The organism is Flavobacterium marginilacus, from assembly GCF_026870155.1.
In the GTDB taxonomy this organism is placed as follows: domain Bacteria; phylum Bacteroidota; class Bacteroidia; order Flavobacteriales; family Flavobacteriaceae; genus Flavobacterium; species Flavobacterium marginilacus.
In genome coordinates this window covers 78,126-104,764 of the sequence record NZ_CP113975.1, presented here as the reverse complement: position 1 = coordinate 104,764, position 26,639 = coordinate 78,126, and the positions used below count along the sequence as shown (strand labels likewise).

General features: G+C 35.9%; 28 protein-coding genes. 14 read left to right on the top strand and 14 right to left on the bottom strand.

Annotation, left to right across the window (positions count from 1 at the left end):
* Positions 1–423: 423 nt before the first annotated feature.
* Together OZP07_RS00465 and OZP07_RS00460 are read left to right on the top strand one after the other, a co-directional pair.
* Positions 424–1,155 carry a metallophosphoesterase gene (locus tag OZP07_RS00465; RefSeq protein WP_281636887.1) on the top strand — a complete coding sequence of 244 codons (732 nt, stop codon included), beginning with the start codon at positions 424–426 and terminating at the stop codon, positions 1,153–1,155.
* A gap of 45 nt (positions 1,156–1,200) precedes the next feature.
* Positions 1,201–1,713: a DUF6646 family protein gene (locus tag OZP07_RS00460; RefSeq protein ID WP_194641398.1), complete on the top strand. Its 513-nt coding sequence runs from the start codon at positions 1,201–1,203 to the stop codon at positions 1,711–1,713.
* Positions 1,714–1,784: 71 nt separating this feature from the next.
* On the opposite strand, the gene amaB is transcribed toward OZP07_RS00460, so the two are convergent.
* On the bottom strand, positions 1,785–3,338 hold the full coding sequence (gene amaB, locus OZP07_RS00455; RefSeq protein WP_281636886.1) for an L-piperidine-6-carboxylate dehydrogenase: 1,554 nt from the start codon (positions 3,336–3,338) through the stop codon (positions 1,785–1,787).
* Positions 3,339–3,599: 261 nt separating this feature from the next.
* Between amaB and OZP07_RS00450 the strand changes: the two genes are divergently transcribed.
* Both OZP07_RS00450 and OZP07_RS00445 read left to right on the top strand, forming a co-directional pair.
* A complete protein-coding gene (locus OZP07_RS00450) occupies positions 3,600–4,550 on the top strand; it encodes an MBL fold metallo-hydrolase (protein ID WP_281636885.1) in 951 nt (316 codons plus the stop codon).
* Positions 4,551–4,659: 109 nt separating this feature from the next.
* Entirely contained in the window at positions 4,660–5,184 is a 525-nt protein-coding gene (locus tag OZP07_RS00445; protein WP_281636884.1) for a hypothetical protein, read from the top strand.
* Positions 5,185–5,285: 101 nt separating this feature from the next.
* On the opposite strand, the gene OZP07_RS00440 is transcribed toward OZP07_RS00445, so the two are convergent.
* Positions 5,286–6,395, bottom strand: a complete 1,110-nt coding sequence (locus OZP07_RS00440; protein WP_281636883.1) for an endonuclease/exonuclease/phosphatase family protein — start codon at positions 6,393–6,395, stop codon at positions 5,286–5,288.
* Positions 6,396–7,031: 636 nt separating this feature from the next.
* On the opposite strand from OZP07_RS00440, the gene OZP07_RS00435 reads away from it, so the two are divergent.
* The 4 genes from OZP07_RS00435 to hflX all read left to right on the top strand — a co-directional run bounded on the left by OZP07_RS00435 (position 7,032) and on the right by hflX (position 10,832).
* Entirely contained in the window at positions 7,032–8,033 is a 1,002-nt protein-coding gene (locus OZP07_RS00435) for a S66 peptidase family protein (RefSeq protein WP_281636882.1), read from the top strand.
* 130 nt (positions 8,034–8,163) lie between these two features.
* Positions 8,164–8,523 (top strand): YraN family protein, encoded by a 360-nt coding sequence (locus tag OZP07_RS00430; protein WP_281636881.1) that lies wholly within the window; start codon positions 8,164–8,166, stop codon positions 8,521–8,523.
* Between the two features lie 122 nt (positions 8,524–8,645).
* Positions 8,646–9,302: an aspartate kinase gene (locus OZP07_RS00425; RefSeq protein ID WP_194641403.1), complete on the top strand. Its 657-nt coding sequence runs from the start codon at positions 8,646–8,648 to the stop codon at positions 9,300–9,302.
* Between the two features lie 288 nt (positions 9,303–9,590).
* Positions 9,591–10,832, top strand: a complete 1,242-nt coding sequence (gene hflX / locus OZP07_RS00420) for a GTPase HflX (protein ID WP_194641441.1) — start codon at positions 9,591–9,593, stop codon at positions 10,830–10,832.
* A gap of 70 nt (positions 10,833–10,902) precedes the next feature.
* Here hflX and OZP07_RS00415 read toward each other — a convergent pair whose 3' ends face one another.
* The 5 genes from OZP07_RS00415 to OZP07_RS00395 form a co-directional block, all read right to left on the bottom strand.
* On the bottom strand, positions 10,903–11,412 hold the full coding sequence (locus tag OZP07_RS00415; RefSeq protein WP_194641440.1) for a DUF2480 family protein: 510 nt from the start codon (positions 11,410–11,412) through the stop codon (positions 10,903–10,905).
* 77 nt (positions 11,413–11,489) lie between these two features.
* The gene (locus OZP07_RS00410; protein WP_281636880.1) at positions 11,490–11,813 is read right to left on the bottom strand and encodes an SUF system Fe-S cluster assembly protein; all 324 of its coding nucleotides are present in this window, start codon (positions 11,811–11,813) and stop codon (positions 11,490–11,492) included.
* 126 nt (positions 11,814–11,939) lie between these two features.
* Complete coding sequence (locus tag OZP07_RS00405; protein WP_281636879.1) at positions 11,940–12,359, bottom strand: SufE family protein; 420 nt, start codon at positions 12,357–12,359, stop codon at positions 11,940–11,942.
* Positions 12,356–12,787, bottom strand: coding sequence for a hypothetical protein (locus OZP07_RS00400; RefSeq protein ID WP_281636878.1), 432 nt, complete (start codon positions 12,785–12,787; stop codon positions 12,356–12,358). The genes OZP07_RS00405 and OZP07_RS00400 overlap by 4 nt, the downstream gene beginning before the upstream one ends.
* Before the next feature lie 12 nt (positions 12,788–12,799).
* Complete coding sequence (locus OZP07_RS00395; RefSeq protein ID WP_281636877.1) at positions 12,800–14,014, bottom strand: aminotransferase class V-fold PLP-dependent enzyme; 1,215 nt, start codon at positions 14,012–14,014, stop codon at positions 12,800–12,802.
* Between the two features lie 186 nt (positions 14,015–14,200).
* Here OZP07_RS00395 and OZP07_RS00390 point away from each other — a divergent pair, with 186 nt between their 5' ends.
* A complete protein-coding gene (locus OZP07_RS00390; RefSeq protein ID WP_281636876.1) occupies positions 14,201–15,547 on the top strand; it encodes a serine hydrolase domain-containing protein in 1,347 nt (448 codons plus the stop codon).
* 2 nt (positions 15,548–15,549) lie between these two features.
* Positions 15,550–15,732 carry a hypothetical protein gene (locus tag OZP07_RS00385; RefSeq protein ID WP_281636875.1) on the top strand — a complete coding sequence of 61 codons (183 nt, stop codon included), beginning with the start codon at positions 15,550–15,552 and terminating at the stop codon, positions 15,730–15,732.
* Between the two features lie 93 nt (positions 15,733–15,825).
* On the opposite strand, the gene OZP07_RS00380 is transcribed toward OZP07_RS00385, so the two are convergent.
* The 7 genes from OZP07_RS00380 to OZP07_RS00350 form a co-directional block, all read right to left on the bottom strand.
* Positions 15,826–16,425: a Uma2 family endonuclease gene (locus tag OZP07_RS00380; protein ID WP_281636874.1), complete on the bottom strand. Its 600-nt coding sequence runs from the start codon at positions 16,423–16,425 to the stop codon at positions 15,826–15,828.
* A gap of 209 nt (positions 16,426–16,634) precedes the next feature.
* Positions 16,635–17,951: a Fe-S cluster assembly protein SufD gene (gene sufD, locus OZP07_RS00375; protein WP_281636873.1), complete on the bottom strand. Its 1,317-nt coding sequence runs from the start codon at positions 17,949–17,951 to the stop codon at positions 16,635–16,637.
* A 70-nt stretch (positions 17,952–18,021) separates the two neighbouring features.
* Positions 18,022–18,774, bottom strand: coding sequence for a Fe-S cluster assembly ATPase SufC (gene sufC / locus OZP07_RS00370; protein ID WP_194641428.1), 753 nt, complete (start codon positions 18,772–18,774; stop codon positions 18,022–18,024).
* Positions 18,775–18,783: 9 nt separating this feature from the next.
* The gene (locus OZP07_RS00365; RefSeq protein ID WP_281636872.1) at positions 18,784–19,056 is read right to left on the bottom strand and encodes a Txe/YoeB family addiction module toxin; all 273 of its coding nucleotides are present in this window, start codon (positions 19,054–19,056) and stop codon (positions 18,784–18,786) included.
* Positions 19,047–19,253 carry a DUF2683 family protein gene (locus OZP07_RS00360; protein WP_281636871.1) on the bottom strand — a complete coding sequence of 69 codons (207 nt, stop codon included), beginning with the start codon at positions 19,251–19,253 and terminating at the stop codon, positions 19,047–19,049. Before OZP07_RS00360 ends, OZP07_RS00365 begins: the two co-directional genes overlap by 10 nt.
* Positions 19,254–19,268: 15 nt before the next feature.
* Positions 19,269–20,717, bottom strand: a complete 1,449-nt coding sequence (sufB, locus tag OZP07_RS00355; RefSeq protein ID WP_194641426.1) for a Fe-S cluster assembly protein SufB — start codon at positions 20,715–20,717, stop codon at positions 19,269–19,271.
* Positions 20,718–20,796: 79 nt separating this feature from the next.
* Positions 20,797–21,126 carry a HesB/IscA family protein gene (locus OZP07_RS00350; RefSeq protein ID WP_115813073.1) on the bottom strand — a complete coding sequence of 110 codons (330 nt, stop codon included), beginning with the start codon at positions 21,124–21,126 and terminating at the stop codon, positions 20,797–20,799.
* Between the two features lie 256 nt (positions 21,127–21,382).
* Between OZP07_RS00350 and OZP07_RS00345 the strand changes: the two genes are divergently transcribed.
* From OZP07_RS00345 to OZP07_RS00330, 4 genes are all read left to right on the top strand, one after another.
* Entirely contained in the window at positions 21,383–22,240 is an 858-nt protein-coding gene (locus OZP07_RS00345; protein ID WP_281636870.1) for an MBL fold metallo-hydrolase, read from the top strand.
* 396 nt (positions 22,241–22,636) lie between these two features.
* Positions 22,637–24,217 (top strand): S8 family peptidase, encoded by a 1,581-nt coding sequence (locus OZP07_RS00340; protein WP_281636869.1) that lies wholly within the window; start codon positions 22,637–22,639, stop codon positions 24,215–24,217.
* Positions 24,218–24,281: 64 nt separating this feature from the next.
* Complete coding sequence (locus OZP07_RS00335; RefSeq protein ID WP_281636868.1) at positions 24,282–26,156, top strand: M1 family metallopeptidase; 1,875 nt, start codon at positions 24,282–24,284, stop codon at positions 26,154–26,156.
* A gap of 181 nt (positions 26,157–26,337) precedes the next feature.
* Entirely contained in the window at positions 26,338–26,484 is a 147-nt protein-coding gene (locus OZP07_RS00330) for a hypothetical protein (RefSeq protein WP_281636867.1), read from the top strand.
* The last annotated feature ends 155 nt before the right edge of the window (positions 26,485–26,639 follow it).

The following is a 26,639-nucleotide window of genomic DNA, read 5'->3' as shown; positions in this document are numbered from 1 at the left end:
CTCCGCTGCCCAAGTAACTAAATCAACAATGACTTGGCAGATAAAATTAGTCATCAAAAGCAAGAAAGTGAGAAGTGCATTCATTTTGAAAAATTTTAAGTAAAATTACAATGATTCCTAATACAAAACAATCCCTAAAAATAATGATATTTTGGACTTCAAAAATACTGAAAATTACTATACCTAGTTCATTATCATATTGAAATTCAACGGTTATAAATGACCTTTCGACCGATTTATTCTTAATAAAAACTTAAATTTATTTACTGCTTATTTCTTACATTGTTTTTAAAATCACTTTGTGCCTGAAACTCAAGCTCTTTACATTCTATTTTCATTTTTACTGATAAACTGCTTTATCTCCTTAAAAAAAACCATCGATTCTACTTTTCTGCTATTTTTGTAAAAGAACAAATTGAGAATATGAGAACATTAGTAATAGGAGATATACATGGCGGTTTGAGAGCCCTGCATCAAATTCTGGAAAGAGCAAATGTAAGCACAGAAGACAAACTCATTTTTTTGGGTGATTATGTAGACGGATGGAGCCAGTCACCGCAAGTAATCAATTTTTTGATTGAATTACAAAAAACTCATGATGTTATCTGTATCCGCGGCAATCATGATGAGCTCTTAAGAGAATGGCTTAAGGATAATAAAGACAACGAACAATGGTATCAGCATGGCGGAGAAGCTACCGTTATGGCTTATGAAAATGTAGATGGAGAAACCAAAAAAAAGCATGTCCTTTTTTTAGAATCGCTAAAAGATTATTACTTAGATGAACAAAACCGAATGTTCATACACGCAGGCTTTACGAACATGAATGGTGTAAATTACGAATATTTTCCAAAGCTGTTTTATTGGGACAGAACGCTTTGGGAAACAGCTTTGGCATTAGATCCTAAAATGAAACCCGACCATCCTTATTATCCCAAACGATTTACATTATACAGCGAAATCTACATCGGTCATACACCTGTTTCCCGCATTGGAGAAACAATTCCTGTGCAAAAAGCAAATATCTGGAATATCGATACCAGTGCTGCTTTCAAAGGACCGCTGACAATTCTGGATGTCGATACAAAAGAGTTTTGGCAAAGCGAACTTTTACCTGCTTTATATCCTACAGAAAAAGGGCGAAATAGAATCTAAATCTTATATTTGTAAAAAATAATTATCTAATTATATTTTCAACAAATGAAAAAAATTATTACACTGTTATTCGCAGCATCTTTTGGTTTAGTCAATGCACAACAGGCTTTTAAGGGAAAAGGAGATGCAAAAATTAATATTGGAGCCAATATACAGGATGGCGGCACAGGAATTCAGGGGTCTGCAGATTTTGGTCTTGGCGAAAATTTCTCTTATGGATTTGTGGCTTCTTATTTATTAGGAGTAGATGAGTTCTCCGGTATCAATGGTGAAAACATAAAACCAGAATTTCAAGATCGTTTTGATGCAAAATTCCGATTCAACGCCAATTTAAGCAGCGTAATTGGAACAGAACAATTGGATATTTATCCTGGTCTGAACTTAGGATTACGCAATTTTGGAGGTCACATTGGAGGCCGTTACTTTTTTACTGATGGTTTTGGTGTTTTTACTGAATTTAGTTTTCCTATTGCAAAATACAATGATAATAAAGATGTATTTGATCATTTAAACAATCAGGCTGCCTTTAGTATAGGCGCTTCGTTTAATTTAGATTAATTTTCACATACCAATAAAAAAAGTGGCTTGTTTTTTGATAAACAAGCCACTTTTTTTATTGGTAAAATTAACTACAAATCAAATTTTATTCCCTGTGCCAATGGCAGGCTCGTAGTATAATTGATTGTATTGGTCTGACGGCGCATATAGATTTTCCATGCATCGGAACCAGATTCTCTTCCGCCGCCGGTTTCTTTTTCCCCGCCAAAAGCACCGCCGATTTCAGCTCCCGAAGTTCCTATGTTCACATTGGCTATTCCGCAGTCTGATCCAACAGCCGACAGAAATTGTTCCGCTTCACGCAGATTGTTTGTCATAATCGCCGACGACAATCCTTGAGCAACTCCGTTTTGAATATCGATTGCATTTTCGACAGTTCCCGAATATTTAATCAGATATAAAACAGGTGCAAAAGTTTCGTGCTGTACAATTTCAAATGAATTTTGTGCTTCGGCAATTGCTGGTTTTACATAACAGCCGCTTTCGTAACCTTCGCCCGAAAGTACACCTCCTTCAACCAGAATTTTTCCTCCTTCGGCAACAACTTTAATCAATGCATTATTATACATTTCAACTGCTTGTGTATCAATCAACGGTCCAACATGATTTTTTTCATCCAATGGATTTCCAATGCGAAGCTGTCCGTAAGCAGAAACAACAGCGTCTTTCACTTTTTCATAAATACTTTCATGAATGATTAAACGACGGGTTGAAGTACAGCGCTGTCCAGCCGTTCCCACAGCTCCAAAAACAGCACCGATAACCGTCATTTTGATATCAGCATCCGGTGTAACGATAATAGCATTGTTTCCTCCTAATTCCAATAATGATTTACCAAGACGTCCTGCAACAGTTTGTGCTACAATTTTCCCCATTCGGGTAGAACCTGTCGCCGAAACCAAAGGCACACGTTTATCTGCAGTCAATAATTGTCCTATTGTATAATCTCCATTAATCAAACATGAAATTCCCTCGGGAAGATTATTTTCACGGATTACCTCAGCAATAATATTCTGGCAGGCAATCCCGCACAAAGGTGTTTTTTCGGATGGTTTCCAAACGCAGACATCCCCGCAGATCCACGCCAAAGCCGTATTCCAAGACCAAACAGCAACCGGAAAATTGAAAGCCGAAATGATTCCGACAATTCCCAGCGGATGATACTGCTCATACATTCGGTGTCCAGGACGTTCCGAGTGCATTGTCAATCCGTGCAGCTGGCGCGAAAGTCCAACAGCAAAATCACAAATGTCTATCATTTCCTGAACTTCTCCGTAACCTTCCTGCAAAGATTTACCCATTTCATAGGAAACTAATTTACCGAGAGCTTCTTTATTCTGACGCAGTTTCTCTCCAAACTGACGTACAATTTCTCCGCGCTGCGGTGCTGGCATTAATCGAAATGTTTTGAAAGCTTCGGTAGCAGTCTGCATTACTTTTTCGTAATCGGATGGAGATGTCATTTTTACGGAAGCAATTAATTTTCCATCCACAGGAGAAAAACTTTCTAGAATTTCTCCGCTTGAAAAATGACTATTTCCCGTTGAAGTTCCTTCATTTATGGCTTTAACACCCAATTTCGCTAATGCCTCTTTCATCCCAAACTGATCTGCTATTGTTGTCATTGTAACTTTTTTGGTTAAAATTGTTGTATTTTTATGTAAAGATATTCTTTTACAATGAATTTCAAAACTTCTGAATTATTAAACAATTATTCAAAAAAACTATTCCTATAATTTAGATCTTATACTTGTATTTTAAAAACCTGCTTAGTCATTGTCTAAAAACAAAATTAAGGCATTTTTTAGGGCTCCTTGCCGATTTATCCAAAAAAACACATTCATTAAAAAAGAAGAAACTAATTTTGTTACATAAAACTTTTGACAATGGCTTCAATAAATAAATACAGTATTTTTTTCTTTTTGATAGCGACACAGCTATTTGCCCAAAAATCAGCATTTAACATTGTTCCCTTAGGGGTTAAAGGCGGTCTTGATGAAACCAATCTTTCGGCCTATTTAGTTGCCCCTAAAAACACCAATGCTTTTATCTGCCTCGATGCAGGAACTATAAACGCTGGGATTGAAAAAGCAATTTCAAACAATGCATTCACGGTTTCGGCTGATGAAGTTTTACGAAAATATATCAAAGGTTATTTAATTTCTCATGCACATCTTGACCATGTTTCAGGTTTGATTATCAACTCCCCAGCTGATTCTTCCAAGACAGTTTATGCAGCCAAAAAATGCATGGAAATGATGAAAGACCATTATTTTAATGGAGAAACCTGGGCTAATTTTGGTGATGACGGTGTGGGTTTTCAAATAAAAAAATATCATTTCCAAACGCTTCCTCTTGGAGAAGAAATACAATTAACCAATACTGAAATGACTGTAAAAACGTTTCCTTTGAGTCATGTAAATCCCTTTGAGAGTAATGCTTTTTTAATCAAATATCAAGAAAATTATGTTCTGTATTTAGGCGACACTGGTCCAGATGAAATTGAAAAAAGCAATGATTTACGGATATTATGGCAGGCCGTTGCTCCTTTGATTAAAGAAAAACAGTTAAAAGGAATTTTTGTTGAAGTTTCATTTCCTAATGAACAGCCGGACACGGCATTGTTTGGTCATTTAACTCCCAACCATTTAATGAAAGAACTTAGCAAATTGGAGGAATTTGCCGGAAAAGGAAGTCTGCAGGATTTAAAAATCATCATCACGCATAGAAAACCGCCCACAAAAAATATTCAGAAGATTAAGGAACAATTGAAGAAAGAAAACGCTCTAGGCGTTGATTTGGTTTTTCCGGAACAGGGGAGAAAATTTGATTTATAGATTTTCAATCAAGCAATCTATTTAACCGCAAGGTTCGCAAAGGATTTTTTTTGAGGTAAATTGAGTAACGGAAAAGTTAAAACTGTTGAATTAAAATAAAAACTAAAACATGAAACTAACTCGCATTATTTTTTGTTTACTTGTTTTTTGCACTTTCATTATTTTAAATTCTTGTAATAATTTTATTCCGACTGCATTTTGGAAAAATTATAAGAGTAATTATATTATTGAAAATATAAGTGACCAAGGACCTTACGGAGGACATGCAGCAATGTATTGGAAAACAAAGACAAAAAAAACATTCACATCTGATACTATAATTGCTTTTGCAGTAAAAAATGGATGGACTTTAACGGGAATAGAGAAATTCAATTTAAAAAATATTAAAGAATGGAAAGAAAATGGCAAAGCTATTTTTCCTTTAACTTCTAATGGCTTTACTCCAAAATTAATTGAAGATAATATTTCCGAAGATTTTCCCAGATGGATAAATTCGGATATTACAATTTATAAATTCAAAACAAATTTTGTAATTATTAAGCCAGAAAGTGATGACTCAATCGAGGAAAATGGCTTTGTAATAATAAACAAAGAAGGAAATGAAATGAGTATCTATAATTTATGGGGAGAATAAAAAAACTAACGCTAAAAAGCTTAATGACCGCAAAGCTTTGCGAACCTTGCGATTTTAAAAAAAACAATTTTCCCTTGCGTTCCTTGCGGTTAGAACAAACATTACTTTTTCTCCCGTATCAAATAAATATAAACTGGAAAATGATCACTAAAACCAATTTCGGTGAGGGAATGCCGTAACGGATAACCTTTGTATTTGCCGTTTTTTTGGATTAAAAAAGGTTTATTGTAAATTCCGGCTTTCCAATATTGGAAGGTTTTATAATCTTTTTGAAGCAGCGATTGGGAAACCATCACTTGGTCAAAAATATCCCAGGCATCCCGAAAAGCAATTGTTCCTAATCCTTTGTTCGCCATTTCTTCAAAAGGATTGTAAATACCAAATGGCTGGACTTCCTGTATTTTTCCTTTGGCTCCAAGTCCTTTTTTAACGCTGTTATTAAACGGGCTGTCATTTAAGTCGCCCATGGTTATCACTTTTGCATCGGGATTAATCTGTTGCAGCGAATCTATAATTTTTCGATTCAAAGCTCCAGCCATTTCCCGATAGGGACTTGATTTCTTCTCTCCTCCAGCCCGCGACGGCCAATGATTGACAATAATGTGAATCTCCTCTCCGTTCAGAAAACCAGTTACTAATAATTGATCTCTGGTGTAAATCCGGTGATTCTTGGTGCTGACCTGAATTACATCTTCGGTTTCAGAATCTTCTGGAGTTTCTTCTTTTTGAGCCTCTTTATGTGGCTGTTCATTTTTGTACATATACAGCGGAATATTGACATAACTCGTTGGCTGAAACTGTTTCTTTTGGTAGAGTAAAGCAACGTCTATTCCTCTTTTGTCGGGGGAATCAAAATGGATGATTCCGTAGTCTTTGTCAATGAGTTTGGGCTGTTTGATCAAATCTTCAAGGACGGTTTGATTTTCGATTTCGGCTCCGCCAATGAATGTGGGAGAATTTAGGTTTTCAGAAGTTCCTATTTCGGATAAAACTCTGGCTAAGTTTTCAAGTTTTTGACGGTATTTTTTGGTGTCCCAATGCTGGGTTCCTGCAGGCGTCCAATCCTCGTCATTGATGATTGGATCGTTGATGGTATCATAACAGTTTTCAAAATTATAAAATGCCACGGTATGTATCACAAAAGCTTTGGTTTGTGCGCTGTTTTTTGAAAAAAGAAGAAACAAAATGAGACAAAAAAAGTTTTTTTGCATTGCTATTGATTTTTGTAAATATAGTAATTTGATTACAAATAAAAACAATGGATCTATTTTTACTATTTGTTCTCGAAAGGTCTTTAAGTTAAGCCATATTTCACACACAAATAGACACGAAGACGCAAAGATTAAATCGGATTTCTTTGTATCATTGCGACAAACTCTAGTGAAAAATCCTTAAATGTCTATTCTCTATTGCTTGAGTGGAAAATTTTTGCCACAAATTAGCACAAATTGCTTATTCGTTAAAATTTGAATTCCTGTTTTTATTTTGATGAATTAACAAATTCAACAATGTTTTAAAAAAAGCAGTCCAAACATATCAAACTATAATTTGTGTTAATTTATGAAATTTGTGGCCTAATTTCAGAAATGCCTATATTTGCTTTGGTCAATATTACTTTGGGGCGGATTTTACTTTTTCGGATAATGGCTAAAAAGCACACCCGAGCAATAGCGAACAGGCGAAGCAAATGCTGTCATTTAGCCCCGATTAGAGTGGAAATCCTTGTGTGCCGGGGTTCGGCACGCAAGATTGTAACGGAAAGCGGGAGGATACTTCCTGAAAATGCACAATATTTCTGCTCCAAAAAAAAAATGTCCTTAATTTATAAATTTTTCAAAAAGAACAGTATGTATACAAATCCATTTTCTTTTATTCAAAAACAAAGTGTTTTGTATCTGATGTTATTGCTTATTTTTACTTTACAATCTATGAACAGTCAAGCGCAAACTACTATGATTACACCGCCTTATTTGCAAAAAGGAGATACCGTTGCCATTGTGGCGACTGCCCGAAAAAATGTTGATGATAACCTAAAACCTACGATTGATTTATTGCATTCATGGGGTTTGGAAGTCGTTATTGGAAGTACCATCGGACTGGATTTGAATCAATTGGCGGGTACTGACGAACAGCGTGCGGCCGATTTTCAGCAACAGATGGACAATCCGAATATTAAGGCGATTTGGTGTGCCCGTGGCGGTTACGGTACGGTGCGTATGATTGATTTGTTGGATTTTACCAAGTTTAAACAACACCCAAAATGGATTGTGGGTTTTAGCGATGTGACGGTACTGCACAACCACCTCAACACAATGGGTTACAAATCAATACACGGAACGATGCCCGTGAGTGTAGAAAGAACGGCTCCTGAATCGATAGCGACTTTGAAAACGGCTTTGTTTGGCGAAAAATTATCCTATCAGATCGATCCGTTCCCAATGAACCGTTTTGGGAAAGCCACCGGAGAATTAGTGGGCGGAAATTTGTCTATTTTATATAGTTTATTTGGATCGAAATCGGCTATTGACTGCACTGACAAAATTTTGTTCATAGAAGATCTTGATGAATACCTATATCATATTGACCGAATGATGATGAACCTGAAACGCAACGGCTGTCTGGAAAGCATCAAAGGGATTATCGTGGGCGGCATGACCAAAATGAAAGACAACGATATTCCGTGGGGGAAAAATGCCAACGAAATTGTTCAGGACGTGACACAAAAATACAATATTCCAATACTCTATAATTTTCCGGCAGGGCACGTTCATGACAACAGAGCCTTGATTATGGGAAATATCATTACCATGGATGTGAACGAAAACTGCAATACGGTGGTTTTTGAGTAAAAAGAAGTATAGAGTAAAGAACATAGAATATAGAAAAAAAATGTTTTAGACTCCTTTTTAAATCTATTTTCTATGTTCTATTTTCTATTCTCTCAAATCAGAAATCTGCATTCTAAAATCTAAAATCTCAATGGCTGCACACAACGAACTTGGAAAACTGGGAGAAGACTTGGCGGTAGATTATCTTCGGAAAAATGGATACGCCATTCTTGATACCAACTGGACATTCCAAAAAGCCGAAATTGACATTATTGCTAGAATTGAAAACACGCTGGCCATTGTAGAAGTAAAAACGCGTTCGTCAATCGATTTTGGCCTGCCACAGGATTTTGTGAAACCAAAAAAAATTCAGCTTTTGGTAAAAGCAGTTGATTCCTACGTAAATCAAAAAAACTTAGATATTGATGTCCGTTTTGACATTATTGCCATTCATAAAGAAGGCAAATCCTTTGCTATTGAACATCTTATAGATGCTTTTTTTCATTTTTAAAGAAATTTAACAATGTTATATTTGTAACAAATTGTTTTTTTATATATATTTGCACCGATATTAGAAACTGAACCTTTTCGATATCTGTATAACTACAAAAAAAAAATAACCAACTTGAAATTATGAAAACTGTATCGTCTATTGTAGAAAACTACATTAAAACAAAACCTTTTTTATTGAATGCTTTATCGCTGGGCATTATCAACTTGACTTCTTTGTCAAGAAATATTATGACCGAATTGGAAAGCGAATTTGGTAAAGAAGTAAAACAAGGTGCCGTAGTAATGGCTCTGAAAAGACTGACTGAAGAATTAGACTTTCGATTGAACCATAAAATCAATAAAGTAATAAAAAACATAGGAGAAATCACGGTACGATCTGCTTTGACAGATTATACGTTTGCTGTTTCCGATACGGTTTTGAACAAACAGGCCGACTTAATTACAGACATCAATTCGTTACCAGATATTTTTTATACCTCATCCAAAGGTGTGAACGAAACAAACATCGTTGTAAGCAACAGCGTTAACCATTTGGTAGAAAAGCATTTTTCATCCGAAAAACTGATTCAAAAACTGGAAAATCTGGCTTCGATTACAGTAAAATTACCAAAAGAGAATATTGTAGTTCCAGGGATTTATTATTTCATTTTCCAGCGTTTGGCCTGGGAAGGAATTATTATCAATGAGGTAATTTCTACATCAAATGAATTTACAATCATGGTAAGCGAAAACGAAGTGGATGTAGCTTTCAAAGTGATTAAAGATTTGAAAAACTAGATAAAGGAATCTTTTATATTCAAAAAACGAGGCTGATTGGCTTCGTTTTTTTTTGGAGCAGAAAGATTAGGCATTTTTAGCAGGCATTGGTCCCGCTTTTCGTTACAATCTTATAAGCCGAACCCCGGCTTATAACGATTTCCACTGCAATCGGGGCTGAAGAGAGAGATTTTGCATTTTTGCAATGATATCAAAAAAAGAGAAGCCTTCATCACAAGTTATTATTTTGTAAAGCTATAAAAGGATTGTAGCAGTCAAATCATTAAATTTGCAGTCTTATTTAAAGACATGCTAGAAAAAGAAACAATAAATTTCGAAAAAACAGCCATAGTTGGTATTGTAACCCAAAATCAAAGTGAAGAAAAACTCAACGAATATCTTGATGAATTGGAGTTTTTGACGTTTACCGCTGGAGGAGAAGTAGTCAAACGTTTTACGCAAAAAATGGAGCGTCCCAATCCTAAAACTTTTGTAGGGACAGGAAAATTAGAGGAAATATGTCTTTTTGTAAAAGAGAATGATATTTCGACTTTGATATTTGACGATGAGTTATCACCTTCGCAGCAAAAGAATATTTCCAAAATTATAGATTGCAAAATATTAGACAGAACCAATTTAATCCTCGATATTTTTGCTCAAAGGGCCGAAACCTCTTATGCTAGAACTCAAGTAGAATTGGCACAATGCCAATATTTACTGCCAAGACTTTCCGGTATGTGGACGCACTTGGAACGACAAAAAGGAGGTATCGGAATGCGTGGTCCTGGTGAAACCGAGATCGAGACCGACAGACGTATCGTTCGTGACCGTATAGCATTATTGAGAGAAAAAATTAAAACCATTGATAAGCAGATGGGAGTGCAGCGAAGCAACCGCGGAGCAATGGTGCGTGTTGCTTTAGTAGGTTATACCAACGTTGGAAAATCGACTTTGATGAACGCTATTGGAAAAAGCGATGTATTTGTCGAAAACAAACTTTTTGCAACATTGGATACAACTGTTCGAAAAGTAGTGATTAAGAACCTGCCTTTCCTGCTTTCTGATACAGTTGGGTTCATAAGAAAACTGCCAACCCAATTGGTTGATTCTTTCAAAAGTACCTTGGACGAAGTTCGCGAAGCCGATTTGTTATTGCATATCGTCGATATTTCACACCCCGAATTTGAAGACCATATCGAGTCGGTAAATCAAACTTTGCTGGATATCAAAGCACATGATAAACCAACGATTATGGTTTTCAATAAAATTGATGCCTACAAACATTTGACAATTGACGAAGATGATTTAATGACAGAGAAAACTCCAAGACACTTCACATTGGAAGAGTGGAAACAAACCTGGATGCACCGTTTAGGAGAGCAGAATGCTTTGTTTATTTCGGCAACACAAAAAGAAAATTTTGAAGATTTTAGAGAACGTGTATATGAAGCCGTTCGGCAAATACACATTACCCGCTTTCCATACAACAAATTTTTATATCCGGATTATAAAGATGCAGTGGAGAAAGAAGAGAAAGAAAATGATGAATAAACAAAAAGACCTTTTAGCAAAAAATTGTTAAAAGGTCTTTTCATTTTGTTTAAAGCAGTTTCAAAAAATGTTATTTTTTTGCCGATTTGTACAATGGCACCGCCGAACAGGCTTCTCCATACATAATACTTCTGGCGTAGGGCTGCAGGTATTGCGCTGCCAAAACATAAGCTCTCATAGGAACAGGTTTTCTGGAACAGCCCTTTATAATAACAGGTTTATCTTTATAAACAGAATAATCAATTTTAGAAAGCAATTCATCGTACAAAGCCGAGTCTAAATCTTCTGTATAACCATTCACAATTTTTTTAGCATAAGGAGCCAGATGCATCGTAACTAAAATGATTGCCCATTGCGGAATAATCGCATCCGTTCCACAGGAAACGGCAACATACTGGTCTTGGTATTTTGACCAATCCTGATTATTAAGCTGTTCTCTAAAGTCTTTTTCCTTTAACAAAAAACCATCAATAAGCCATTGTGAAATATCGATCTGCACACGGTTTCCTGCAGGATAATAGTCTTCAAGATCAAAAACTTCCAGTACGCTATTGGCTACTTTATTGATTATTTCTTCCATAATTATTTCGAAAGTCTTAAGTCAAAAGTCGTAAAGTTAAATTTTTAGACTTTAAGACTTTTGACTTTATGACTAATTTAAAGCATTCCCAATTCTAATTTTGCTTCTTCGCTCATCAGATCTTTACTCCAAGGCGGATCAAAAGTGATTTCTACTTCGGCATCTTTTATATGCTCGATTGATTTTATTTTTTCCTCAACTTCTCTTGGCAGACTCTCCGCTACAGGACAGTTTGGGGAAGTAAGCGTCATTAATATTTTTACTTCATAATCGGTATTGACCATAACGTCGTATATCAATCCCAATTCGTAAATATCTACTGGAATCTCCGGATCGTAAATGGTTTTCAGTTTTTTTACGATTGATTCTCCTAAGTCTTCGGTGTTAATTTCTTGTTCCATTTTTGTATTTGTTTTTCACCTTTGAGGTGATATTTAAACAGCAGTTTTTTTATTATTTTACCATTAAGATATTAAGTTCATAAAAATGTAAACTTAATTTTTCTTAATATCTTAATGGTTTAAAGTTTATTTTTTAGCATCAAATGCCAAAGCATACATTTTAATATTTTTTATCATCGAAACCAATCCATTGGCGCGTGTTGGCGAAAGATGTTCTTTCAAACCTATTTCATCAATGAAATCGGTATCGGCGTTTAATATGTCAATTGCTTTTTGATTTGAAAAAGCGCGAATCAAAATTGCGATTATTCCTTTGGTCAAAATAGCATCGCTGTCGGCAGTAAAGACAATTTTGTCCTCTTTTTGCTCACCTTGAAGCCAAACTTTGGATTGACACCCTTTAATCAGATTTTCGTCTGTTTTTAATTCCTCCTTAATTAGCGGAAGATTCTTTCCCAATTCAATGATGTATTCATAGCGCTGCATCCAGTCATCAAACATTGAAAATTCATCTATGATATCGTTTTGTATTTCTTTTATTGTCATTCTTCTTTTTTTGAAAAGGATAGTATTGTATTTACTAAGTTCTTTATTTTTTCGGGAGGAAAACCATTGTCGAAAGTCTGGCTTTCATATGTTTTTCCTTTGTATGTCACCTTTAAATTTGCCATTGCTGCGCCGTCATGAAATCGTTTCTGTGTGGGCGCTTTCAAATTCGGAATTTCTTCCAGATTCACCTTTTGAAATTCATTTATCAAAGTATTCCATTGTGTTTCTGTCAGAGAATTTGAAACTGGTTTTCCGTCTCTTGTTTTCGTCACAGAAACTGTTTTGTTTTCCACAGCAATGTTATTATACAAACCTCTTGAATTGGCCGTGTATTCGACTTTGGCGGAAGCCAAATCTACATTTTTTTGACTCTGGCAGTTGTTACCAAGGATTATCGTCAAAAACAAGAGTGCTATAAATTTCATAATTTTCTAAATTTATGACAGCATCATTTGCGCTTTTTTCACAGCTTCGACTAATGCGTCGATTTCTTCTTTGGTATTGTAAAAAGAAAACGAAGCTCTTATCGTTCCTGGAATACAAAAGAAATTCATAATGGGCTGGGCACAATGGTGGCCGGTTCTTACGGCGATACCCAATTTGTCAATTATCGTTCCAATATCATACGGATGAATACCATCAATATTAAACGAGATTACCGAAGTTTTGTTTTCTGATGTACCATAAATTCTAATACCGTCAATTTCTGATAATCGTTTTGTGGCATATTCCAGCAATTCCAATTCCTGCTTCTGAATGTTTTCAAAACCAATTTCATTCATATAATCAATAGCAGTTCCTAGAACGATTCCGCCTGCAATATGAGGAGTTCCTGCTTCGAACTTATGAGGCAGATCGGCATAGGTTGTTTTTTCGAAAGTCACCTCTTTGATCATTTCACCACCGCCTTGGTAAGGAGGTAATTTATTCAGCCAACCTTCTTTTCCGTATAAAATTCCTGTTCCCGTTGGACCGCACATTTTATGTCCCGAAAAAGCATAGAAATCACAATCTAAAGCCTGAACATCTGGTTTTAAATGCGGAACAGCCTGAGCTCCATCAATCAAAACAGCTGAACCAACTTCATGTGCTTTGTCAATCATATATTTGATAGGATTGATAATTCCCAATGCATTTGAAATATGATTTACGGTAACGATTTTAGTTTTTGGCGAAAGTAATTTATCGTATTCGGCCATTATCAATTCGCCGTTTTCATCCATCGGAATTACTTTGAGCGTTGCTCCGGTTTTTTCACAGAGCATCTGCCAAGGCACAATATTGCTGTGATGTTCCAATGAAGAAACAATCACTTCATCACCCGGTTTTAGAATTGAAGCAAATCCATTAGCGACCAAGTTGATGCCAAAAGTAGTTCCCGAAGTGAAAAGCACTTCGTGGGTATATTTGGCATTAATATGATTTTTCACTTTTCCGCGTGAAACTTCATAAGCATCTGTTGCCAATTGGCTCAATGTATGAACGCCTCTATGAATGTTGGCATTTATTTCCTGATAATACTTTGCAATCGCATCGATAACCACCTGCGGTTTTTGCGAAGTGGCTCCGTTATCGAAATATACTAGTGGTTTTCCATTTACTTTCTGAGAAAGAATAGGAAAGTCGGCTCTTATTTTTTGAATATCTAACATGCGTTTATTTAGATTTTTTCTAAATACAAAAGTAACACAATTGATTTAGTTTTCTAGGAACAATAAGGAATAATTGTGAAATCGCTTTGGAAGAAAATATTGTTATTGATGAAAAATCGAACAGAATGTATCAGTCTTTATTTTTGTGTTCCTTTTTTTATTAAATTAGGATAAATATCTCCAGTTATGAAAAAATATTTGAAAATAATCGTCTCTTTGGTTCTTTTGTTTTTGATTTATTTTGGCATTACAACTTACCGAAGATTGGAATTAATTTCAGGATTTTCGGCCAAAAGCGTTGCAAGCTGTCATTTCATAGCCAATCGGTCATTGGAAAACATCGAGAAAAGTGATAATGATTTTGACGTTATCCGTTGGGCTTCCAATGAAATAAATGAATCAGGAAAATTTGCAACGGCTACCGTTTTTGGATTTAAAAAGCGAAAAGCAATTTTTAGAAATGGCTTGGGTGCAACATTAATCAATGATAATTTTGATATTACCAAGCCATACGAAATTCCAAAAAGAGCGAAATCTAAAAACAATTTTCCTTTTCCGTATGGAGATGCAGAACCCAAAGACAAGATTTTTGCCAATGTGGATTATGCCAAATTGAATCAGGCTGTCGCTAATGCCTTTGATGCCGAGGGAGAAGATGCTAAAAGAACTCGTTCCGTTCTAGTTATTTATAAAGACAGAATAATTGCCGAGAAATATGCAGAAGGCTTGACTAAAAACAGTATTCTTTTGGGCTGGTCCATGACAAAGAGTATTACGGGAACACTTTTTGGAATACTTCAAAAACAGGGTCGGTTTGATATTTACAAACCGGCTCCAATTCCTGAATGGCAAAATGACAATAGAAAGAACATTACAACCAATGATTTACTCCACATGAATTCAGGTTTGGAATGGGAGGAGCATTATGACAGAATTTGTGATGCTACAGAAATGCTTTTTGACGATGAAGATATGTCTCGCTCACAATTGTTGAAACCGGCCGTTTTTAAACCCAACACGCATTGGAATTATTCTTCGGGAACTACGAATCTGCTGTCGGGTATTTTGCGGAAGCAGTTCAAAACGCATCAGGAATATCTGGATTTTTGGTACTCAGCATTGATTGATAAAATCGGAATGCATTCGATGGTGATTGAAACCGATATGACCGGTAATTATGTGGGTTCGTCCTATGCGTGGGCGACGACGCGAGATTGGTCTAAGTTGGGTTTGCTTTATTTGCACAAAGGCAATTGGAACGGCGAACAGCTATTTGATGCCAGTTGGGCAAAGTATGTTTCGACTCCTACAAACACTTCAAATGGTAAATACGGAGCGCACTTTTGGCTCAACGCCGATGGATTTTATCCAGATGCTCCAAGGGATATGTATTCTTGTAATGGTTTTAACGGACAAAAGGTATTTATTATTCCGTCACGCAATTTGGTAATTGTGAGATTGGGGTTGACGGGTGATGCCAAGTTTGATTTTAATGAATTGTTAAAGGGGATTGTGGGGAGTTTAAAAAAGTAAGTATGGATAAAATTTTAAAATCGTTTGTTATCTCTATAGTTGGTATTTTAATCACATTAATTTCAGGTACTTTGCTGATCAGAATTATTCCTTATTTTGGAAAATTCGTTTTGTTTATTGGATTAGGAATGATTTTATTAGGATTCTTTTCTTTCATATTTGCAATATTTGATAGGCGAAAATAAAAACCCTTTTAAAGTTTAAAACTATAAAAGGGTTTGTTTTTGTTTGCAAAATAATATTATTTGAAAATCAAAATGCATTTTAATCTTTAATACTTAATCCCTAAAAATTTCTTCCACATTGAAAGTCAGTTCAGGAAATAGAGGACTGTGAACTAATCCTTCCTCGGCGATAGGTTTTAGTCCAATGTATTTATCGTTTTTAAGGGTGTAGATTAATATTGATTTTTGAAAAGGCTCTACTATCCAATATTCTTTGACTTCATTTTCTTCGTATAAGTCAAATTTGATGTCCATTTCTTTTTTTGAATTTCCAGGCGAAAGAATTTCAATAATTAAATCAGGAGCTCCAATACATCCTCTGTCGTCTAATTTTTCTTTATCGCAAATCACACAAATGTCAGGCTGGACAACAGTTGTAATTTCTTTGTCGGAAGTGCTTTTTTTGAAATTTTTTAAACGGACATCAAAGGGAGCATAATAAATATTACATAATTTGTTTTCGAAATAACGGTCAAATTTTCGGAAAATTTTTGCTGAAATTTCCTGATGTTTTCTGCTTGGTGCAGGACTCATCTTGAAAATTTTACCTTTCAGAATTTCCAGTCTTTCTTGAAAATTCCAAGTAAGATAATCGGCGTAAGTGTATGATTTACTTAGGTCTAAATCATTTATGTCGGTTATGATAGTTGCCATCGTCGATTGAATTTAATATTCAAAGATACTCATTTTTTTAATCGATGTGTGTTTTGCCCCTGATGGAAATGGAAAGCCTTTTGCAGTAATGGTGCAATTTTTCTAAACAAAAAAGAGCGACCAGCGGAAGCTCCTTTTTTGTTTTTAGAAAAATGCAACAGTGCCAAAAAGCTTGTAATGAACAGCAGGATTAGGCACATTATAAATTGTTACAAATCAAATCCAATTTTTACGCCCAATTTATTAGCGATAATTTTGGTGATTCGTTGTTTTAATTCCGGTATTTTGATGTTTTCAATTACTGAGTTTGAGAAAGCATACATCAATAATGCTTTGGCTTCTTTCTTTGGAATTCCGCGTTGTTGCATATAGAACATAGCAGTTTCGTCCAATTGTCCAACAGTACAGCCGTGAGAACATTTTACATCATCAGCAAAAATTTCTAATTGCGGTTTAGCGTTGATAGTAGCTTTGTCGCTCAAAAGGATGTTGTTGCTTTTTTGGAATGCATTTGTTTTTTGAGCTTCTTTTTCAACATATACTTTACCGTTGAAAACTCCAGTGGAACGGTCGGTGAAAATTCCTTTGTAATCCTGAAAGCTTTCGCAATTTGGCGAAGCATGGTTTACCAAGGTGTAATGATCAACGTGCTGTTTATCTCCAATAATTGTGATTCCGTTTAAAGTGCTTGTCAGTCTTTCTCCAAAATGATAGAAATTCAGATTGTTTCTGGTTAGGTTTCCTCCAAAAGAGAAAGTGTGTACCGAAACGTGACTTTCCTGTTTTTGAGAAACATATGTATTGTCAATTAAATTAGCTTCCAGATTATCATTTTGGATTTTGTAATAATCGACAATGGCTCTTTTTTGAGCAAAAATCTCGGTAACCGAATTGGTCAAAACCGGATTGTTGTTCAAACTTTGGTGACGCTCAATGATTTGTACGTGTGAGTTTTCGCCAACAATAACCAAGTTTCTAGGCTGTACCAAAAGAGCAGTTTCGTTTCCTGTAGAGAAATACATTATCTCGATAGGTTTGTCGGCAACTTTGCTTTTTGGGATATTGATATAAGCTCCTTCATTGGCGAAAGCCGTATTCAAGGAAGTCAAACTTTCGTCTTTACTGGCGATTTTATTGAAATAGGTATCAATCACCATTTTGTATTTGGGTTTGTTCAATGCCGATGACATTAGACAAACGTCAATTCCGTCGTGGGTTGTTGAAGATAAATGCGAACTAAAAACACCATCAATAAACACTACTTTGTAGGTGTCTATTTCGTGTAAAAAATATTTTTTTACGTCGCTGTATTGAATGCTGCTTTCTGTTTTTGGGAAAACGCTGAAGTCATTTTTTAGGATGGCGCTTAGCGAAGTGTATTTCCAGCTTTCTTCCTTTTTGGTTGGGAAACCTTTATTTTCGAAGTTTTTTATGGCGATAGTTCGAACATCATGAAGTTCAGAGTGAACATCAACACGTTCTTCAAAAGCCATAAAAGACGATAGTAATTTTTCTTTTAAATCCATAATTTAGTTGATGGTTGATAGTTGGTTGTTTGTTGGTTACCAATAACTGACAACCAACAACAGACAACTCTTATGCCTCTTGTTCTTGTTTGATCCAGTCGTATCCTTTGTCTTCTAATTCGTGTGCAAGCGACGCATCACCAGATTTCACGATTTTTCCGTTGTAAAGAACGTGAACAAAATCTGGAACGATATAATCCAATAATCTTTGGTAGTGCGTAATTACAACTACTGCGTTTTTCTCGCTTTTCAATTTGTTTACACCATTGGCAACGATACGAAGTGCATCAATATCCAATCCAGAATCGGTTTCGTCAAGGATAGCTAATTTGGGTTCCAGCATTGCCATTTGGAAAATCTCGTTACGTTTTTTTTCTCCTCCAGAAAATCCTTCGTTTAAGGAACGGGAAAGAAATTTTCTGTCGATTTCCAATAATTCTGATTTCTCACGAATCAATTTCAGCATTTCATTTGCTGGCATTTCTTCCTGACCTTTAGCTTTACGGGTTTCGTTGATTGCCGATCTCATAAAATTGGTTACCGAAACACCTGGGATTTCTACAGGATATTGGAACGAAAGGAAAACTCCTTTGTGTGCTCTTTCTTCCGGAGCTAATTCGGCAAGATCTTCTCCGTCCAAAATTACTTCTCCATCGGTTACTTCGTAATTTTCGTTTCCGGCAATTACTGCTGATAAAGTACTTTTTCCAGCACCATTAGGTCCCATAATAGCGTGTACTTCTCCCGCTTTTATTTCAAGGTTAATTCCCTTTAAGATTTCTTTGTCACCTATTGAGGCGTGTAAATTTTTTATTGATAACATATCTTTGTTTTATTCGTAATGTCCTTTTAAAGACAGGATATTTAAAATTTCAATTGTTTCTTCTTCAGTAACTCTATAAATTATTCTATGTTCCTGATTTATTCTTCTTGACCATCTTCCTGTCAATTGGTGCTTTAATTGCTCTGGTTTTCCTAATCCTTCAAATGGATGAAGTTGAATATCTTCAATCAAAGAATATATTTTATTAATTATTCTTTTGTTACCTGATTTTATCCAAAACTCTAAATCTTTTTTTGCTTTATCAGAAAAATCTATTTGCATAATTCTTTCAATTCTTCCATTGTCATTCGAATTCCTTTTCCATCTTTTATGCTTTGTTCTGCTTCCAAAATTTCTTTTACAAATTCAGGATTATATGGTTTTTCTTTTTTTTCAACAATTTCAAAACCAAGTGATTTTGCCAATGATTTCAACACTGGAAAATCCTTTTTCTTTACGTTTTTTAAAATTATGTCCATATCTTTTAGTTTTGATTATCCAACAGAACCTTCCAATGAAATTTCCAATAATTTTTGTGCTTCCACAGCAAACTCCATTGGCAATTTGTTCAACACATCTTTACTGAAACCATTTACGATAAGTGCAATTGCTTTTTCAGTTGGGATTCCGCGTTGGTTGCAATAGAAAACCTGATCTTCACCAATTTTACTTGTTGTTGCTTCGTGTTCTATTTTGGCCGATGGATTTTTACTTTCGATGTAAGGAAAAGTATGTGCACCACAATTGTTACCCATTAATAAAGAGTCACATTGTGAAAAGTTTCTGGCGTTTTCTGCTCTTGCACTAATTTGCACTAAACCTCTATAACTGTTTTGAGATTTTCCTGCTGAAATTCCTTTAGAGATAATAGTAGATTTACTGTTTTTACCCAAGTGAATCATTTTGGTTCCGGTATCTGCCTGCTGGAAATTATTGGTAACAGCAATCGAATAAAATTCTCCAATTGAGTTATCTCCTTTTAAAACAACAGATGGATATTTCCAAGTAATTGCAGATCCTGTTTCTACTTGTGTCCAGGAGATTTTTGCATTATTCTCACACAATCCTCTTTTGGTTACAAAATTGAAAACTCCTCCTTTACCTTCTTTATTTCCTGGATACCAGTTTTGTACGGTAGAATATTTTATTTCAGCACCTTCCAAAGCGATTAATTCTACAACTGCAGCATGCAATTGGTTTTCATCACGGGTTGGAGCAGTACATCCTTCTAAGTAAGAGACATAACTTCCTTCGTCAGCAACTAATAAAGTTCTTTCGAATTGTCCGGTTCCTGCTTGATTGATTCTAAAATAAGTAGAGAGTTCCATTGGACAGCGAACGCCTTTTGGAATATAACAGAAAGATCCGTCTGAGAAAACAGCCGAATTCAAGGCCGCATAAAAGTTGTCTTTTTGAGGAACAACAGTACCGAGATGTTTACGGACTAATTCTGGATGTTCTTTGATCGCTTCAGAAATACTCATGAAGATTATTCCTTTCTCGGCCAATGTCGCTTTGAATGTAGTTGCAACCGAAACGGAGTCAACCACAATATCCATAGCGATGTTGTTCATCTTTTTTTGCTCATCGATTGAGATTCCTAACTTTTTGTACATTTCCAAAAGTTCTGGATCTACATCGTCAAGAGTCTTGTTTGGATCCGCTTTTTTAGGAGCTGAATAATAGGAAATTGCCTGAAAATCGGGTTTTATATAATTAACATTTGCCCATTCCGGCTCAATCATTTCCTGCCAGGCGCGAAAAGCTTCTATGCGCCAGTCGGTCATCCATTGCGGCTCGTCTTTCTTTTGGGAGATCGCTCGAACAATATCTTCGTTTAAACCAATAGGAAAAGTTTCAGATTCTAATTCAGTATAAAATCCGTACTCATATTCTTTGGTCTCTAATTCGATTTTTAAATCGTCTTCGGTGTATTTATTCATTTTTAAGTCTTAAAGTTTGAAAGTCTAAAGTTAGAAAGTCATTATATGGTCTTTCGACTTTATGACTTTCGACATTTGACTAAAGTGAGAAAGATTCCCCACAACCGCAGGTCCTATTAGCATTTGGATTATTAAAGACAAATCCTTTGCCATTTAATCCTCCAGAAAATTCTAAAATTGTTCCTGCTAAATAAAGGAACGATTTTTTTTCGACTGCAATTTTTATTTCGTTGTCTTCAAATATTTTATCATCTTCGCCTTTGTTTTTGTCAAATTTCAAATCATATGACAAACCAGAGCAACCACCGCTTTTTACACCTACTCTTACGTAGTCTATAGCAGCATCATAACCATCATCTTTCATCAAATCGATGATTTTCTTTTTGGCAGTATCAGAAACTTGTATCATCTTAGTTTTTTTTTAAATTTTTTTAGAATTAAATAACTTATTGTGAGTTCTGTAGTCAGCACAATTTCTGTAAGCTTCTCTAAATCCTAATCTTTATTTCGTCTAAATTAACTGCAAAGATACTATATAAAATGCTTTTTTTCATAACTGATAACATTTATATAACTAATATCCAGATAGAAATTTGTTATATGAGGAGGATTTAAGCCATAAGATTTTGGTAAATTGCATTGTTTTTTAACTTTAAAATATATTGATGAAACTTTATCCCATAGAAACCGGTAATTTTAAACTTGATGGAGGCGCAATGTTTGGCGTTGTGCCAAAAACTATCTGGAACAAAACCAATCCTGCCGACGAAAATAATCTGATTGATATTGCAGCACGCTGTCTGCTGATTGAAGACGGAAATCGATTGATTTTGATTGATACGGGAATGGGGAATAAACAGTCAGAGAAATTTTTTGGATATTACTCGCTTTGGGGAACGCATTCTATGGACAAATCATTGGCTAAATATGGTTTTCACCGCGACGATATTACCGATATTTTTATGACGCATCTGCATTTTGACCATTGTGGTGGCAGTATCCAATGGAACAAAGACAAAACGGGTTATGAACCCGCTTTTAAAAATGCTAAATTCTGGACTAATGAAAATCATTGGGAATGGGCAACAAAGCCAAATGCCAGAGAAAAAGCATCGTTTTTAGCTGAAAATATTTTACCGATGAAGGAAAGCGGACAGCTCAATTTTATTCTGAAATCCGAAAGTGATTTTGCAGTTTCAGACGAATTGGGATTTGGAATTTTTTATGTTGATGGGCATACCGAGAAAATGATGATTCCGCATATACAATATCAGGACAAAACCATAGTTTTTTGTGCAGACTTGATTCCTACAGCAGGACATTTGCCTTTACCTTATGTAATGGGATATGATACAAGACCTTTGTTAACAATGCCTGAGAAGTCAAAATTCCTGAATGCCGCCACTGATAATAATTACTATCTGTTTTTGGAACACGATGCGCATAACGAAATTATTACTGTTGAGCATACCGAAAAGGGGGTAAGGCTGGCAGGTGTTTTTACATGTGAGGAAGTTTTGTAGCAATTTTTTCAGAATATTTATTAATTCTTTTGAGATAATAAGGCCGTTATTTCTCAAGGATACTATTCCAAAAATAAGTACAGAGCCTGTTTAAGTTTTATTTATTGGCTCTCTTATGATGATTTTTGGTTACAACTTCGTTAAATTTTCATACAATAGCTCTGCTATTTTATAAAAATTTGCCTTGTTTCACTCAAAAATCCTCTAATAATAAATCTCAAAAATAAAATTTAAACAGGCTCTAGTTTTTTTAGTAATAATTTCTCTTTAATATTTTTATAACAAAATCTGCTTTCAAACGCATTTTTTCATAAAAAACCGTTAATGATTGCGTAATTTTTAATTTACTTCTACTATTTTTGGAGTTCATTACTAAAACCGAAAAATTACGTACAGATGAAAAGAATAAACTTAACTTCATTAACATTATTGGCAGCTTTGTCTGTATGCCTTTCTGCAAATGCACAAACAGCTTCACCTTATGTTGGTAAAAAAGGAAAACTAACCGAATCCGAACTGCAGCGATGGTCACATCTGGATTTAGCCAAAGACAGTGTCCCTGGAATGAGTGTTGACAAAGCTTATGCCGAATTATTAAAAGGCAAAAAAGGGGTTAAAGTAATTGTTGGAATTGTAGATTCTGGAGTAGATATTGATCATGAAGATTTGAAATCAGTTGTTTGGACTAATAAAAAAGAAATCGCCGGAAACGGAAAAGATGATGATAAAAACGGTTTTATTGATGATATTCATGGCTGGAACTTTTTGGGAGATGCAGTGCATGAGACTCTTGAAATGACCCGAATCGTAAAAAAAGGTGATGACGGATCAGCAACATACAAAAGCGCTTTGGCAGCTTATGATGAAAAATGTGGCAAAGCTTTGAAAGACAAAAAGCAGGTTGATTTTCTCGTGGGTGCTGATAATGCGGTTCAAAAACATTTAGGTAAAGAAAATTATACTATAGAAGATTTAAACGGAATTGTTACTACAGATCCTGATCTGACTAAATCTAAAGCGGTTATGACTCGTATTTTAACTAATGCGGGACCTGCTTTCAGGGATGAAATTAAAGAGTACAGCGATTATGTTGACGGACAGCTGAAATATAATCTTAACAAAGACTTTGATGGCCGAAAAGCAGTAGGAGACAATGTTGAGGATATTAAAAATACCAAATACGGGAATAATATTGTTTATGGACCAGACAAAGAAGAGGCACTTCACGGAACTCACGTTGCCGGAATTATTGCACAGGTAAGAGGCAATGGCATTGGCGGTGACGGAGTTGCTGATAACGTTGAAATTATGGCCGTAAGAGCAGTTCCAGATGGAGATGAGTATGACAAAGATATTGCTTTGGCTATTCGTTATGCTGTCGATAACGGAGCCAAAGTAATTAACGGAAGTTTCGGAAAAAGTTATTCCCCTCACAAGCAATGGGTTTTTGATGCTATAAAATATGCCGAAAAGAAAGACGTACTTTTTGTTCATGCTGCCGGAAATGACGGAAATAATATCGATCTGCCGGAAAATGCAAATTTCCCTAATGATTCTGCAGACAATACAAAAGAGTTTGCATCCAATGTGCTTACTGTAGGTGCTTTGAACAATCAATATGGAGATAGTGTAATTGCACCGTTTTCAAATTACGGAACTTTTAATGTAGATGTTTTTGCGCCAGGTGACGAAATCTACGCTACGATTCCAAACAATAAATACAAATATTTGCAGGGGACTTCAATGGCTTCGCCAAATGCTGCCGGAGTTGCTGCCTTAATTCGTTCATATTATCCAAAATTATCTGCCAAACAAGTAAAACAAATCTTGATGGATTCCGGTACACCGCTGCCGGCTGATGTTGTTGTGGGTGAAAAGCAAGATGTAAATGTTAAGTCTGATCGAACATCAAAATCGGCCAAAATGGTCAATGCCTATAACGCACTTTTGATGGCAGAAAAAATGTCAAAAAAATAATTCTTAATTACTATTAATTCAATGGAAGGGCTTTTGGTTCTTCCATTTTTTCATTTTAAATACCATGCGCAAACTCTTTTTATTCATCCTGCTTTCTGTGAGTGTAAGTAATCTGTCCGCTCAGAAACAAGGTTATTGGCAACAGCATGCTGATTACAAAATGGATGTCACTATGGATGTCAAAAGTTATCAGTACAAAGGAAAACAAGAACTGGTTTACACCAATAATTCTTCGGATACCTTAAAGAAAGTGTATTACCATTTGTATAATAATGCTTTCCAGCCGGGAAGTGAAATGGATATCAGAATTCAGACAATCAAAGATCCAGATTCCCGAATGGTCTCCAAAATTAAAGTGGATGATAAGGAAATAAAAGAAAGCCGAATCAAAAACCTGAAACCAAATGAAATTGGGTATTTGAAAATTTCCAATTTTAAACAGGACGGCATTGCAGCAACTATTAAGGAAGTAAGCACTATTCTTGAAGTGACTTTGGCGAAACCAATTTTACCCAATTCAAAAACAACTTTTACTCTTGATTTTGATGGTCAGGTGCCAGTGCAGATCCGCCGTTCGGGACGAAATAATTCCGAAGGCATCGAATTGTCAATGGCGCAGTGGTACCCGAAAATTGCCGAATTCGATTTTGAAGGCTGGCATGCCGATCCTTATATTGCCAGAGAATTTCATGGTGTATGGGGAAATTTTGATGTAAATATTACCATTGATAAGGAGTATACATTAGGCGGTTCCGGTTATCTGCAAAACCCGAACGAAATAGGTCATGGTTATCAGGATGCAGGAGTGAATGTGGTTTATCCTAAAAAAGCAAAAACGCTGACCTGGCATTTTGTGGCTCCAATGGTACATGATTTTACTTGGGCAGCCGATAAGAATTACCAGCACGATGTTGTAAAAGGGCCAAATAATGTCGATTTGCATTTCCTTTTCAAAAACACGCCCTCAGTAGTCGAGAACTGGCGAAAAGTAGAGCCATTATTGGTAAAAGTGATGGATTATTATAACAAAGAGGTAGGCAGTTATCCTTACAAGCAGTACTCCTTTATTCAGGGAGGTGATGGCGGTATGGAGTATGCTATGTGTACCCTTATGCTGGGCAACGGAACTCCCGACGGAATTCTAGGTACGGCTGCTCACGAACTCGGACACTCCTGGTTTCAGCATATTTTAGCTTCCAATGAGTCCAAGCACCCTTGGATGGACGAGGGATTTACTACGTATATAGAAGATTTGGCGCTGAATGAGCTAAAAGATAAAAAAGAAGAAAACCCATTCAGAGGGAATTATGGGGCTTATTATAAACTGGTTGAATCCGGCAAGGAGCAGCCACAGACTACTCATGGAGACCGTTATGACGAAAACCGTCCATATAGTATTTCTTCTTATGTAAAAGGAAGCATTTTCCTGTCACAGCTCATTTATGTAATCGGACGGGACAATCTGGACAAAACGGTAAAAAAATATTACCAGGATTTCAAATTCAAGCATCCGTCGCCAAATGATATAAAGAGAACAGCCGAGCGCGTTTCGGGAGCAAACCTTGACTGGTATCTGGTGGATTGGACGGAAACTTTAAACACTATTGATTACGGAATCAAAGACGTTAAGGAAAATGCAGATAAAACGTCAGTAACCCTTGAGAGAATCGGCCGTATGCCAATGCCTATAGATCTTCTGGTAGAATATACAGATGGCAGCAGAGAAACGTTCTACATACCATTGCGCATGATGAGTTTCGAAAAACCAAATCCCACACCCGCTATCACCAGAACTATTCTCAGCGACTGGGCTTGGGCATTTCCAGCATATGAGTTTAGCATTTCAAGACCCAAAAGTGCGATCAAGAAAATCACCATTGACCCAAGCGGTTTAATGGCCGATGTTAAACAAAACAACAACGTTTACGAAAACAGATAAATAGTTTATCAGGGCGTGCCGTCATAAAGAAAAGGGGCTTAATCATCATTATTGTGATTAGGCCCTTTTCCTTTATGCTGTCGGGCTATTCATGCTGCGCTGGCAGCTTATTCCTATCCCTCACGCGTCATGTCCATAAGCCATCTAGACCAGCCTTCTTTCAGGGTGAGTCGAACGGCTTATGGCTGGAGTTCCTGGCGCAGACAGCATTGCAGACCAGTTCAAAAAACGCTTTGCCAGCAGTACTGGCAATAGTGCGACAGCACCAGCAGTACCCATCTGCTATAACCGGATTTCTATTTACAAAATCATCCTTTTAGATTCATAAAGGGCAATTTTTTTTGCAGTTTTTTACGCATTAACAGCAAAAATATGCAGGACGTACCAATAGTATTAGTAGGACAAGCCAATGCTATTACTGTGTCGAACCAATAAACCCTCTAGGTCGTATTAATAGTATTAGTAGCTCGAACCAATACTATT

Excerpts from the sequence above, each read along its gene's own strand:
- OZP07_RS00425 (WP_194641403.1), top strand. The coding sequence starts at position 8,646 with ATGAAAACTGTATCGTCTATTGTAGAAAACTACATTAAAACAAAACCT.
- OZP07_RS00430 (WP_281636881.1), top strand. The coding sequence starts at position 8,164 with ATGGCTGCACACAACGAACTTGGAAAACTGGGAGAAGACTTGGCGGTA.
- sufB (WP_194641426.1), bottom strand. The coding sequence starts at position 20,717 with ATGAATAAATACACCGAAGACGATTTAAAAATCGAATTAGAGACCAAA.
- amaB (WP_281636886.1), bottom strand. The coding sequence starts at position 3,338 with ATGACAACAATAGCAGATCAGTTTGGGATGAAAGAGGCATTAGCGAAA.
- OZP07_RS00340 (WP_281636869.1), top strand. The coding sequence starts at position 22,637 with ATGAAAAGAATAAACTTAACTTCATTAACATTATTGGCAGCTTTGTCT.
- hflX (WP_194641441.1), top strand. The coding sequence starts at position 9,591 with ATGCTAGAAAAAGAAACAATAAATTTCGAAAAAACAGCCATAGTTGGT.
- OZP07_RS00400 (WP_281636878.1), bottom strand. The coding sequence starts at position 12,787 with ATGAAATTTATAGCACTCTTGTTTTTGACGATAATCCTTGGTAACAAC.
- OZP07_RS00445 (WP_281636884.1), top strand. The coding sequence starts at position 4,660 with ATGAAACTAACTCGCATTATTTTTTGTTTACTTGTTTTTTGCACTTTC.
- sufC (WP_194641428.1), bottom strand. The coding sequence starts at position 18,774 with ATGTTATCAATAAAAAATTTACACGCCTCAATAGGTGACAAAGAAATC.
- OZP07_RS00380 (WP_281636874.1), bottom strand. The coding sequence starts at position 16,425 with ATGGCAACTATCATAACCGACATAAATGATTTAGACCTAAGTAAATCA.
- OZP07_RS00365 (WP_281636872.1), bottom strand. The coding sequence starts at position 19,056 with ATGCAAATAGATTTTTCTGATAAAGCAAAAAAAGATTTAGAGTTTTGG.
- sufD (WP_281636873.1), bottom strand. The coding sequence starts at position 17,951 with ATGGATTTAAAAGAAAAATTACTATCGTCTTTTATGGCTTTTGAAGAA.
- OZP07_RS00410 (WP_281636880.1), bottom strand. The coding sequence starts at position 11,813 with ATGGAACAAGAAATTAACACCGAAGACTTAGGAGAATCAATCGTAAAA.
- OZP07_RS00435 (WP_281636882.1), top strand. The coding sequence starts at position 7,032 with ATGTATACAAATCCATTTTCTTTTATTCAAAAACAAAGTGTTTTGTAT.
- OZP07_RS00360 (WP_281636871.1), bottom strand. The coding sequence starts at position 19,253 with ATGGACATAATTTTAAAAAACGTAAAGAAAAAGGATTTTCCAGTGTTG.
- OZP07_RS00335 (WP_281636868.1), top strand. The coding sequence starts at position 24,282 with ATGCGCAAACTCTTTTTATTCATCCTGCTTTCTGTGAGTGTAAGTAAT.
- OZP07_RS00465 (WP_281636887.1), top strand. The coding sequence starts at position 424 with ATGAGAACATTAGTAATAGGAGATATACATGGCGGTTTGAGAGCCCTG.
- OZP07_RS00415 (WP_194641440.1), bottom strand. The coding sequence starts at position 11,412 with ATGGAAGAAATAATCAATAAAGTAGCCAATAGCGTACTGGAAGTTTTT.
- OZP07_RS00440 (WP_281636883.1), bottom strand. The coding sequence starts at position 6,395 with ATGCAAAAAAACTTTTTTTGTCTCATTTTGTTTCTTCTTTTTTCAAAA.
- OZP07_RS00390 (WP_281636876.1), top strand. The coding sequence starts at position 14,201 with ATGAAAAAATATTTGAAAATAATCGTCTCTTTGGTTCTTTTGTTTTTG.
- OZP07_RS00330 (WP_281636867.1), top strand. The coding sequence starts at position 26,338 with ATGGCTGGAGTTCCTGGCGCAGACAGCATTGCAGACCAGTTCAAAAAA.
- OZP07_RS00460 (WP_194641398.1), top strand. The coding sequence starts at position 1,201 with ATGAAAAAAATTATTACACTGTTATTCGCAGCATCTTTTGGTTTAGTC.
- OZP07_RS00385 (WP_281636875.1), top strand. The coding sequence starts at position 15,550 with ATGGATAAAATTTTAAAATCGTTTGTTATCTCTATAGTTGGTATTTTA.
- OZP07_RS00405 (WP_281636879.1), bottom strand. The coding sequence starts at position 12,359 with ATGACAATAAAAGAAATACAAAACGATATCATAGATGAATTTTCAATG.
- OZP07_RS00345 (WP_281636870.1), top strand. The coding sequence starts at position 21,383 with ATGAAACTTTATCCCATAGAAACCGGTAATTTTAAACTTGATGGAGGC.
- OZP07_RS00395 (WP_281636877.1), bottom strand. The coding sequence starts at position 14,014 with ATGTTAGATATTCAAAAAATAAGAGCCGACTTTCCTATTCTTTCTCAG.
- OZP07_RS00350 (WP_115813073.1), bottom strand. The coding sequence starts at position 21,126 with ATGATACAAGTTTCTGATACTGCCAAAAAGAAAATCATCGATTTGATG.
- OZP07_RS00450 (WP_281636885.1), top strand. The coding sequence starts at position 3,600 with ATGGCTTCAATAAATAAATACAGTATTTTTTTCTTTTTGATAGCGACA.